Annotated in this window: 11 protein-coding genes; 4 read left to right on the top strand and 7 right to left on the bottom strand. The window is 35.0% G+C overall.

The window, feature by feature from the left end:
• Positions 1-107 precede the first annotated feature (107 nt).
• Positions 108-284 (bottom strand): hypothetical protein, encoded by a 177-nt coding sequence (locus AC58NB_RS11595; RefSeq protein ID WP_497426989.1) that lies wholly within the window; start codon positions 282-284, stop codon positions 108-110.
• A 476-nt stretch (positions 285-760) separates the two neighbouring features.
• Between AC58NB_RS11595 and AC58NB_RS11600 the strand changes: the two genes are divergently transcribed.
• Positions 761-2,122, top strand: a complete 1,362-nt coding sequence (locus AC58NB_RS11600; protein ID WP_497426990.1) for a hemolysin family protein — start codon at positions 761-763, stop codon at positions 2,120-2,122.
• Between the two features lie 214 nt (positions 2,123-2,336).
• On the opposite strand, the gene AC58NB_RS11605 is transcribed toward AC58NB_RS11600, so the two are convergent.
• On the bottom strand, positions 2,337-3,434 hold the full coding sequence (locus tag AC58NB_RS11605; RefSeq protein ID WP_497426991.1) for an AI-2E family transporter: 1,098 nt from the start codon (positions 3,432-3,434) through the stop codon (positions 2,337-2,339).
• Between the two features lie 184 nt (positions 3,435-3,618).
• On the opposite strand from AC58NB_RS11605, the gene AC58NB_RS11610 reads away from it, so the two are divergent.
• Together AC58NB_RS11610 and AC58NB_RS11615 are read left to right on the top strand one after the other, a co-directional pair.
• A complete protein-coding gene (locus AC58NB_RS11610) occupies positions 3,619-4,251 on the top strand; it encodes a DUF421 domain-containing protein (protein ID WP_497426992.1) in 633 nt (210 codons plus the stop codon).
• 190 nt (positions 4,252-4,441) lie between these two features.
• Entirely contained in the window at positions 4,442-4,666 is a 225-nt protein-coding gene (locus AC58NB_RS11615) for a PF20097 family protein (RefSeq protein WP_497426993.1), read from the top strand.
• A 256-nt stretch (positions 4,667-4,922) separates the two neighbouring features.
• Here the strand turns inward: AC58NB_RS11615 and AC58NB_RS11620 are convergent, their stop codons facing one another.
• Both AC58NB_RS11620 and AC58NB_RS11625 read right to left on the bottom strand, forming a co-directional pair.
• Positions 4,923-6,149 carry an aminopeptidase gene (locus tag AC58NB_RS11620; protein ID WP_497427049.1) on the bottom strand — a complete coding sequence of 409 codons (1,227 nt, stop codon included), beginning with the start codon at positions 6,147-6,149 and terminating at the stop codon, positions 4,923-4,925.
• A 284-nt stretch (positions 6,150-6,433) separates the two neighbouring features.
• The gene (locus AC58NB_RS11625; RefSeq protein WP_497426994.1) at positions 6,434-7,351 is read right to left on the bottom strand and encodes a LysR family transcriptional regulator; all 918 of its coding nucleotides are present in this window, start codon (positions 7,349-7,351) and stop codon (positions 6,434-6,436) included.
• Between the two features lie 128 nt (positions 7,352-7,479).
• Here AC58NB_RS11625 and AC58NB_RS11630 point away from each other — a divergent pair, with 128 nt between their 5' ends.
• Positions 7,480-8,769: an NCS2 family permease gene (locus AC58NB_RS11630; RefSeq protein WP_497426995.1), complete on the top strand. Its 1,290-nt coding sequence runs from the start codon at positions 7,480-7,482 to the stop codon at positions 8,767-8,769.
• Between the two features lie 180 nt (positions 8,770-8,949).
• Here AC58NB_RS11630 and AC58NB_RS11635 read toward each other — a convergent pair whose 3' ends face one another.
• The 3 genes from AC58NB_RS11635 to AC58NB_RS11645 form a co-directional block, all read right to left on the bottom strand.
• Positions 8,950-9,822 carry a cation diffusion facilitator family transporter gene (locus AC58NB_RS11635; protein ID WP_497426996.1) on the bottom strand — a complete coding sequence of 291 codons (873 nt, stop codon included), beginning with the start codon at positions 9,820-9,822 and terminating at the stop codon, positions 8,950-8,952.
• Between the two features lie 178 nt (positions 9,823-10,000).
• Positions 10,001-10,939 carry a magnesium transporter CorA family protein gene (locus AC58NB_RS11640; protein ID WP_497426997.1) on the bottom strand — a complete coding sequence of 313 codons (939 nt, stop codon included), beginning with the start codon at positions 10,937-10,939 and terminating at the stop codon, positions 10,001-10,003.
• Between the two features lie 288 nt (positions 10,940-11,227).
• Positions 11,228-11,764, bottom strand: coding sequence for a YusW family protein (locus AC58NB_RS11645; RefSeq protein WP_497426998.1), 537 nt, complete (start codon positions 11,762-11,764; stop codon positions 11,228-11,230).
• Positions 11,765-11,836 lie beyond the last annotated feature (72 nt).

Here is an 11,836-nt window from a genome sequence, read left to right on the forward strand (position 1 = left end):
TAATTCCACCTTTAATAACACTTATAAAAAAAAAAGACGCCTATATACGTCTTTTCAGAGAATAATTTTCCGTATTATTCCATTATGTTTTTATGTATATATCATGATTAATGACTTTTCAAATCTACTTGCTTCTTGGACTCTGATGTATATGTATTTTCAGTCATTATTTCATTACTCAAAACAGAGGAACCTGAAATAAATACATTCGTAAATATTTCATAACGAGATTTTGTCTTTTCAATGATAACTCCCTGCACTTTGAATTTAGATACGATATCCATATACACAGTCTCCACCTCTAATTTATACTAATCCATACAAATATACCCAGGTAACCAACCCTCAAACCTGCATTTGAGCATTTTATTTGACATATAACAAAAATCAATTTTTCTATTTCAACCATATGTAGATTACACTGTAATCATGTTATTTATATAAATAAGCCTACCCTTTAAATTTTACTAAATTGCAGAAAAAAAGAAAGTCCTATTTTTTATTTTAAAGAAAATATACTCATATCAATAAATTAGGAATAAAAACAAATGCTATTCATTTGAAAATTTAATATAATGGTTATTAATAACTCTTTTCCAAATACTTCTCTTTTTTAATCAAGGGGTGATTCACATGGGAAGTTGACGGCCAAAAACATTCACATAGTCTTATATCATATATTTAAACGACTTAGCTGGACATCAGCTTACTACTACAGGAGGTGACTCCTTGACCGTCATAAACGGTTAAAGGAAATTTATTGGACATATGGAATTTGGTTTTTATAGCCATTTTAATTGCATTAACCGCATTTTTTGTTGCATCGGAGTTCGCAATTGTTAAAATTCGATCTTCACGGATAGATCAATTACTGGAAGAAGGAAATCAAAGGGCAATTAGTACAAAAAAAATCATTACCAATCTGGATGAATATTTGTCTGCCTGTCAGCTCGGAATAACGGTTACAGCACTTGCACTGGGGTGGATAGGTGAGGAAACCTTTGCCTCTATCCTATCTCCATTTATGGCATTGTTGTCATTGCCAGATACCGTTTCGAAAACACTGACTATCATTCTATCTTTTATGTTAATCACATTTATCCATGTAGTCATTGGCGAATTAGCACCAAAGACTGTTGCCATTCAAAAAGCGGAAGCAATTGCTCTTCTTACCTCAAAACCACTTATGGCGTTCTACAAAATAATGTATCCCTTTATTTGGGCGCTTAATGGTTCCGCCAGGCTTGCTGCAAGATTAGTCGGGGTTGAACCTGCATCGGAACATGAGATTGCACATACAGAAGAAGAACTGCAAATTATTCTGTCTGAAAGCTTGAAGAGCGGCGAAATTAACCAATCTGAATTTAAATATGTAAACAATATATTTGAATTTGATAACCGAATCGCTAAAGAAATTATGGTGCCACGAACAGAAATGATTTCCTTATCAAAAGATGACCTGGTAAAAGATTTTATTGATGTATTCCATGCAGAGAAATTCACTCGCTATCCTGTTATTGATGGGGATAAGGATCATATCATTGGATTAGTGAATGTAAAGGAAATACTGACAGATCTTGTGCAGCATAAACAGGTAACAACCGTTACTCTGGAACCCTATATCAGACCGATTATCCGTGTCATTGATACGGTTCCGATTCATGATTTATTAGTCAAGATGCAATCTGAGCGTATCCACATGGCCGTTCTGATGGATGAATATGGCGGAACTTCAGGATTAGTTACCATAGAAGATATTGTTGAAGAAATTGTCGGAGAAATCCGCGATGAGTTCGATACAGACGAAGTACCTGAAATCCGTAAAAACCCTGATGGTTCTTACATCTTTGATTCCAAGGTGCTAATCAGCGAAATCAATGACTTGCTTGGCACTGATTTGGATGATAGCGATATTGATACTATCGGTGGATGGGTTCTAACTGAAAAATATGATGCTAAGATGGGCGATACAATTGATCTTGAAGGTTTTGAATTAACAATTATCGATATGGAGGATCATCATATCCACTATGTTAAAATCAAACAAAAGGTTAAAGAGTATCAGCTAGTAGAAACACCTCATCAAACTATCGCCAAAGAGGATAATGTTCTGTTCTCCTAAAATGTAATAAATATTTTTAAATAATGAGACATACGAGCCTGCACATTCATTTAGGATAAAACCTATTAATTGAATGTGCAGTCTTTTTAATGTATGTCATTTATCTCAAATCCGTCACAATTACCAGCTATCTTCCAACTGAAGATATGACTTTTAGTAGGTAATAAAAAAAACAGAACCCGTATCACAGGTTCTGCTCTGTTCTGCTCCTAAGTCAATCGGTTAATACGGTTGTGTTTGTCTTATACAATCTATAGAGCCTAACAATATTTTTGATAATAGTTTTTACAACGGCATAGGTTGGGACGGCTAATATCATTCCCAGTATACCGGCTAAACTTCCCGCAACCAATAATATCAAGATAATGGTCAATGGATGGATATTAAGTGACTTTCCAATAATCAACGGAGAAATCAGATTTCCATCTATCTGTTGAACGATTACGATCACCAGAACGACCAAAATGGCTGTTAGCGGAGACTGGAATAAACCGACAACCACTGCCGGTACAGCTCCAATAAACGGACCTACATATGGAATAATATTTGTAACTGCAATCACTAATCCCAATGTCAATGCATATGGTAAGTCCAAAATTAAGAAGCCTATAAAACAACATGTTCCGACAAAGATACAGACAATAATTTGTCCCTGTATATAGCTTGCCAATGTCTCAGAAGTTTCATGAATAATAACCATTCCTTCTTTCCTAAAAGAAGATGGCAAAAATCTCATAATCGCATTTGGAAGCTTATTCCCATCCTTCAACATATAAAACAGGATGAACGGAACTGTTATGATAATTAATGTAAGATCTGTGATAAAGGAGACAACGGCTGAGACTCCAGTCGTGATATTCTTTGTAACAGTTGTTGAGAATTCAAGTAATCTATCTTTCAGTTGGTCTATTTGTACAAAATCCTGTTGAATCACATATTTAACCAAAGGGGAATCAGATGCATCCTCAATAATTCTTCCAATATCATCAATAATTTCCGGAGTATTCTCGACTATATCTGTTATCTGATTCGAAACAATCGGCCCAACGGTTGCTCCACCAAATATAATTAAACCAATCAGGGCTATGTATACAATTAAGATTCCTATGATTTTTGGTACTTTCCGATTCATCATAAACTTTAAAATTGGATTTAATAAATAAAATAGAAATCCTGAAATTAAGATTGGGAAAAACAACGTAGATATAAAAATCCCAATCGGATTAAATAAGAAAGAGATTTTTGTGCTTACATAAATAACCAATAACAGTAACAGAATTTCCAATGTCCAAAAATGTAATTTTGACTTCACTTTTATCCTCCTCTCCTCATATTCGGTTATTCCCCATTATAACTCATTTATTCATCAGAAAAAACATCCCATCATTTTTATGTTTTATAAATGAACATCCCACTTGTGATATCATCATAATAAAGATAGCTTCTTTAACTAAGGGGATTAGTAAAAGGAACTTAGCTTTATATTTACACGGACTATGACAATGATGGATATTAGCTTAATATGGAAATCCATTCTAATTATTATCTTTGGCGTTTTATTAATTCGTTTTGCGGGAAGGCGATCCATCTCCCAAATGACTATTTCTCAGACAGTCATAATGATTTCAATCGGTACACTTTTAATACAACCTGTGAGTGGGAAAAATATTTGGGTTACATTTGTGATTGCTTCGATACTTATAGCGACTTTACTATTAATCGAATTTATTCAATTGAAATGGGACTTTAGTGAAAAGATATTTACAGGTCGTTCGAAAGTTGTCATTGAGAATAGTACATTAAAAGAAGAGAATTTAAGAAAATTACGTCTTTCAGTAGACAAATTAGAAATGCGTTTACGACAACAAGGAATAGAAAATATAAAAGATGTTCAATGGGCTACACTTGAACCTAGTGGGCAACTAGGTTATTCCCTCATTGATAAGAAGAAATATGCTACCAGGGGAGATATTGATAAAATTTATGAAATGCTTTCTCAGCTAGTATCGCAGGACTATATCAATATTTCACAACAACATTCGATAAATAAATCGAAAGAAACTAGTTCAAATTTGTTTTCAGAAGTAGAAGAAGTTCACTCTCCTTCTCCGCCTAACCGTCTAGAGTGAACTTACTTTCTTATTAAGAGTGTATGTCACTTAACAATAATAATGGGTGTTGATCCAAGAAAGAAGGATTAACACCCTTTATTGTTGTACATATATGTTAGTGACGAGGCAGAATAGCAGACGAAGGATTTATGGAATGCTTAAGAGAATATATAAATAATAAAAAAGTGTACGGTAAGGAGGGGTATTTTTGGATGAATGTCCTAACTGCGGCAGTGAAATGAAAAAAGGGTATATACAAAGTGGTACTAGACTTGCTTGGATACCAAAAGTATCTAAGTTAAGTATTGAACCCAGTCTGAATAAAGAATCAGTTTTATTATCGAATCAAAGTCGCTTTTCAATTAGTTATGTAGATGCTTATCTGTGTGAGGGTTGTAAAAAAGTCCATATTGATTATTCCAATGAAGAATAGAGCTTATGAACCAGGCAGCTTTAAGAGTAGTCTTTTTTCTTATAATACGAACAGGGGCTTTTTTATAATAAAGTAGCGTTAAGCCCTCTCCTGCGGCAGTATTTTAGCACCTACAATGTGATTGGTCACAATAAAAACAATCTATTCGAAGACAGTTTTATAAAAACATAAATGCCGAAAAAAATGACAAATAGCACGCTCTTTTTAGATAAAAACAAACCGGAACATTTAAGTTCCGGCTTTATTTACAGCTTGATTAGAATGCCCAATTTCCTTTTCGGAAAATAGGCTCTTTTGTTCCATCTGCTAATTCGCCATCTATATCCATTTCAGCTGAGCCAATCATAAAATCAACATGGTTTATACTAATATTCACACCATGATTAGCTAATTCTTCCTCACTCATCTCTTTGCCTCCATCCAGGCAAAAAGCATAACCTGATCCAATAGCTAAGTGGTTGGATGCATTTTCGTCAAAGAGTGTATTATAGAATAGAATATTTGTATCGGAAATCGGTGATTGATGCGGTACCAGAGCAACCTCACCAAGATAACGTGATCCTTCATCAGAATCGAGAAGATTCTTAAGTACATCCTCACCTGTTTCAGCCTTGACACCTACAACTTTCCCTTTTTCAAAAGTTAACGTGAAATGGTTAATAACATTGCCGCCATAGCTTAAAGGCTTCGTACTTGTAACAGTTCCATTCACACCTTCTTTATAAGGAACCGTAAAAACTTCCTCTGTTGGCATATTGGCCATAAACGTAATGCCTTTCGAATTTACACTTCCGGCTCCGCACCATATATGCTTATCGGACAGTTCAATGGATAAATCTGTTCCCGGCGCTTTATAATGGAGAACTTTATATTTTTTAGAATTCAAATAGTCTGCTTTTGTACGCAAGGTTTCATCATGTTCCTTCCAGGCAGCAACCGGATCCTCACTTTCAACTCGGACTGCTTTAAAAATAGCATCCCAAAGTAATTCCACACTGTTTTCGGAATCAGGAAAAATCTTATCAGCCCAAGCTTTTCCTGCAGCTGCCGTTACACACCAGCTCACTTTATCAGATTGAGTAGCCTGCCTAAATTTATTTAACGCAGTGCCTGCTGCTCGCTGAAAGTTTGCAATCCTATTTGGATCAACACCTTTTAATAAATCTGGACTCTGGGATACGATGGACAGAAAAGCTCCTCCTTTTTCCACCAATTCCTCTCGTTGAGCAACGATCCATTCTGGATATTCAGTAAAGGCTTCATCTGGAGCCAATTCATATTTGATTCTGCTAACCTCTTCATCTCCCCACTCTATGTACACATGCTTTGCACCCGCTTCATATGCTTTTTTTACAACTTTACGTGTAAAGGGTGCTGATTCTATTGAGGAGGAAATAACTAGCATTTGACCTTCTTGAATATTAACGCCTACTTTAACAACCAATTCAGCATATTTGTCTAATTTTTGCTCAAAATTCATTATATCCAGCTCCTTTAATACATCTTTGATTCTGATATTATCTTACCACTACTTATTTAAAAACACAGTTGAACAATATTTTTCTCTGAAAAGTTCAATAAAAAAATTCCATAGGTCTTACTCTTATTTTTTCTATCTTATCCTCCGTGCAACTGGAAAATAATAAAGCTTAAGGAAGCTTGCTATAATATGAAGCAAAGAATACAGTCTACCCCTTGGTATTAGAAAAACTATAATCGAAAAATTAATCATTTCCGTTTATGGATTGATTTTGGTATTACCATGTTTTACCTGTTGATTCTATCTTTTTCATCAGTAATAGGGTTGCCATTGGACTCTTGCCTAATCATATGCAAGAAATTCTCTACTGTTTTGGTCAAATATCTTTCTTTTGACCAAATAACTCCAACTGTGGATGTTAAGTCTCTTTCTTCTAGCTGATAGCTATATAACTGGTGCGTATCGTATGTCTTTACAACAGATTCCGGCACAATGGTAACTCCGAACCCTTGCTTTACTAATTCGAGTAATAGCTTGATATCTGAGCATTCACTTTTCACATCGGGCTTTATATGCAGCCGCGAAAATTCACTGACAATCATTTTATAGATTCCCAGACCCTCATTACTTGGTAGGATCAACGGCTTTTTACTAATCTCTCTTAAAGAAACGTCTGGTTTTGATCCCCCTCGTTGTTCATTCGTTAAATAAACAAATGGTTCCGTTTTTATCGGCAGTATATTGACCTCATGTGACTCGATTGGAAAAATAACATAGCCTATGTCCAGCAATCCCTCCTTAATCATCTTCGTCAATTCAACTGAGTTCCCTTGATAAACCGTATAATAAACATTCGGATATTGTTTATGGAATTCATTTAAATATCCGGCTAATTGATAATCTGAGAACGTATTTACCCCTATTCGAAGATTACCGCTTAATCCCTCTACCATTTCTTTCGTTTCTGTAAGCATTTCTTCAAACACTCTGATGATATCTATTGATTTTTGATAGAGAGAAGTTCCAGCCTGGGTTAGTTCAAGCTTGTTTCCTTTTCTATTAAAAAGGAGGACACCTAATTCTTCTTCCATTTTTTTTAATTGCTGACTTAAAGGCGGTTGAGCCATATGTAATCGTTTTGCTGCTTTCGTAATTTGTTTTTCTTCTGCAATCGCCACAAAATAACGTAATTGCTTAATGTCCATTTATTGTTCCCTTCATTTCTTCTGTTATATCAAAAACATATACATATTATATAAAATAGATATTTTTCATATACTTGACACAATGATAGCATAGGAAGGTAGCTTTTTAAAAAGGAGAACGACACATCATGGAAAAATTATTTAAATTGGAGTCGCACGGCACAACTATAAAACGCGAAATCCTTGCTGGTTTTATTTCTTTTATCACCATTGTATATATCGTAATTGTCAATTCGAAAATCCTATCAGAAGCAGGAATTCCATATGACGCTGCTATGATTGGAACGATACTTACCTGCGTTTTCGGTTGTATCATTATGGGGCTTTGGAGTAATACACCTATCATTGTCGTCCCAGGCATGGGGATTAATGCTATGTTCACGTATACAATCGTGATCAATGGCAACTATAGCTGGCAGGAAGCCCTTGGAATTGTTTTTCTGTCAGGTTTGTTTTTTATGCTCATTGCTTTCACTCCATTATCAAAAAAAATTATTGAAGCAATCCCGCATTCCTTAAAAGTAGGAATTACGGTTGGGATCGGAATTCTATTAATGTTTATCGGGTTTGAGCAAAGTGGTATTATCGTTTCCTCCCCTGAAACAATTGTTGCCCTTGGAGACTTAACAAATGGAGAAACGTTGTTAACGATTCTTGGTCTTGCTATTACCTTTATTTTATTTACTCGCAATGTACCGGGAAATCTTCTAATCAGTGTCGCTATCATTACTATTCTGGCCATTATACTTGGAGTCGTAAACCTTGATGGATTTGAATGGACTCAACCTTCATTTAGTGCTTACGGAGAAGTTTTTGGAGCCATGTCATTTACTAATATCTTCTCAGTCGGCTTTCTGTTAACTGCTTTTTCAATGGCAATGGTTGTAACCTTTGAAAATATTGGTCTAATTCATGCGCATACGGCATCTATAAAGCAGCCAGAAAAAAATAATAAAGCCCTAAAGGCAAACGCTCTATCCGTCCTAACATGCGGAATATTCGGATCAAGCCCGACTGTTGCCACTGTGGAAACAGCCGCTGGAATTACAGCAGGCGGACGTACAGGATTAACAGCTGTCACAACAGGCTTGTTCTTTTTAGCTTCGTTGTTTTTAATACCGGTTATAAAAATCATTCCGAATGCAGCAATATCCCCTATTTTAATTTTGATAGGCGCGTTGATGATCCAAAATATTGCCGAAATCGATCTAAATGACTTAACCGAGAGTTTTCCCGCTCTATTGGTCATTGTTTTAATTCCATTAACATTCAGCATTGCCAATGGAATGGCCATTGGTTTCATCGCTTATCCATTGATCAAGTTATTTTTAGGGAAAAAAAGCGATGTTTCTGTTTCACTTTATATTATCGCTCTTTTATTCACGCTCAATTTCGTCTTTCAATATACTTCGATTTAACGAAGAAACCCAGACTGGAACTATATAGCCAGTCCGGGTTATGATTTTAATATAAATATATTTCATTTAAGTAAATAGGGAGTTTCTTTGGTTCAGCCCGTTCCCTTTCAATCCCAAATACGTGTTTTCGATATAAACGAAAAAAGCCAGTTTACAAATAAGATGTAAACTGGCTTTCGTTTATTCAGGAAAGTATGGATTTAAATGAATGAGTACTTCTTCTACATGATCGAATTTTTTCTTCATTGCGTTCTTGATTTCTCTGGAAAGATCATGTCCTTCCTTAATCGTTTTATCCTGGTCGATTGAGATACGAATATCCATCATGATATAATGCCCATGCTCTCGTGCCCGAATGCGATCAATCCGTCTGACTTCCTCAAAACTAAGGATGACAGATTCAAATTCCTTCAACATTTCCGGTTCTACATTCCGTTCAATCAGGATGTGAAAAGCTTCCGTCAGCATTTCTCTTGCGATCTTAAATATTAAATAGGCAACGAATATACTTGCCACTTTATCTCCATATAATAGAAAAGTAATACCTAGTTTATCACCAAGATACGACACTAATATCCCGATTGCTGCAGCCAGCGAGGCAACAATGTCTGCCTGATGATCATAAGCTACCGCTTCAATGGCTTTACTGTTTACCCGTTTGCCCACATTCATCGAATATCGGAATAAACATTCTTTCGCTACGTATGAAAACAAAGCAATCCAGAAGGCAATCATACTTGGTGTTTCAACAGGATGGAAAAATCCTGCTACACCTTCGTATACAATGTATAGTGAGACCATTACCAACAATATTCCAATTACGCCGGACACGATTACCTCAGCTTTACCATGTCCATATGGATGCTCTGTATCAGCAGGTTTATTCGAAACTTTTAGTACCAATAATACGATAACCGCTGCAAAAACATCCGCTGCTGAATGAATCCCATCTGCGAATAACGCATCACTGCTTGCCATTATTCCAATTACAATCTTCCCAACAGTCAGTATTATATTGCTCCAAATACTAATCCAGGCGACCTTCTTTGCCATTGTTTCTCTAAGTTCCAAATTCATTCACCCCACACTTTTAACACCCTTAAAATAGCCTACTATCGATAATGTTATAAAAGTTCACGATATCTCTATGCAAAATAATATTTTATCTTTTTCATGTAAGACACTCAACAAATTTAGCTTACCCAAAAAAAAGAGATAGCTTTTGCTATCTTTAAAAGTATCTCTTTTTCCAAAATATAATGGTTGTAATGGATGATAACAATAAGGCGACACAAATAACACCGATAAATGCATATGGGTTATTTTGAAAAGGTAAATTAACATTCATACCGTATATACTTGCTACAATAGTCGGAAATGACAAGATAATCGTTATAGAAGTTAAAAATTTCATCACGATATTCAGGTTATTGGAAATAACCGAAGCAAATGTATTCATCATACTCGTTAAAATCGAATGATATGTTTCTGCCATCTCAATCGCCTGTGTATTTTCAATAATAACATCTTCTAGGAGATCTTTGTCTTCTTCATACATTTTTAAATGATTTAAACGTAAAAGCTTTTGCAAAACAATTTTATTCGATTTTAAAGACGTTGTGAAATACACTAAACTTTTTTCTAAAGCTAGGAATGCATACAGCTCTTCATTTTTCATCGATTGATGCAATTCTTTTTCAATGTCGTCCGTCTTACGATTAATTTGTTTCAGGTATCTTAAATAATAGCTCGAAATATTAAATAGAATTTGAAGAGCAAACCGTGTCTTTTTATACGTAAAAAATCCCTTAATTTTTTTATTTATAAAATCAGTAATAATTGGATTTTCAATAAGCGAGATCGTAATAAAACACTCATCTGTTACAATCAGACCAATCGGAAGAGTTTCATAAAGTGGAAATCCTCCATCATCATACGTAATATAAGGAAAGTCCACAATGATTAATACATGATTATCTTCTCTTTCAAGGCGCGAACGTTCTTCATCGTCCAGTGGGTCTTTAATAAAATCTTCAGGTATACCCAAACGATCCGAGATTAATTTAATTTCACTTTCGCTGGGAGCCACCATATTCACCCAGCATCCTTTTTTTAGTTCATCGATCTTCTGTAATTTACTAGTTGTATCTGAAATATAATATTCTAACATGATTTAACCTCCTCTCATTATGAGGAAGCAACAACTCTTTTTAAAGGCATGACGATTATCTTTCCCCACCTGTTATAAAAAGTACTGTTGGTTTCCTCAGGCAAGCTCGTGTCTGGGTCACCCGAATCGTAGTTACTCAATAATCTCAACTCCTTTGTGGATAGTTATGCCTCTTACATCTTATACCTAACATTCAAAGCTGTGCAATGGGAAATTAACCATTCATAAAAAACAAAATAAAGCATCCCCTTTTTCAATCCAAAGGGATGCTCTGTTTTCGCATTTCAATTACTTATTATTTCTATATTCTTTTTCTGTCCCGTCATTAAATGAAATGTCCACATCAATCGCTTGATAATTTTTATCTAATTCAAACGCTGACATGATCTTGGATAGAACATCTTCCTGTGATGTATTAGAATTAATATCTAATTTTTTAAATATCGGATCTAGACGGTCAATGGCTTCATTGCCATTTACTCGCTCATTTTTGAGATCATCTTCAATCGTTGCTTCTACTCCGTCGTTATCATTTTCATAGCTAACTTCATAATCTTTATTATTGTCGTATTTCACTTCAAGATCAAATTCTCTAAAAGAATACGGTGATTCATTGGTATTAGTGTTATTAGTACCCGTGTTATTGTCAGTTGTAGTATCATTCGCGTTGTTATTTCCTGTTGATTGATTATCATTTGCATTGTTATTTTCTGTTGCTTGATTGTCATTGTCTTGGTTATTTGTGCCCGCGTCGTCATTATTACCGCACCCTGCTGCAAATATTGTTAGGACACACATGCACAAGATAAGAGATAATTTTTTCATCTTGTTTCCTCCTAGATTGTCTATTTATGTAGCATACGATCTAGTATTTCCCCATATTTGCAAAAAATACAC

Source organism: Pradoshia sp. TA40_28, assembly GCF_059694525.1.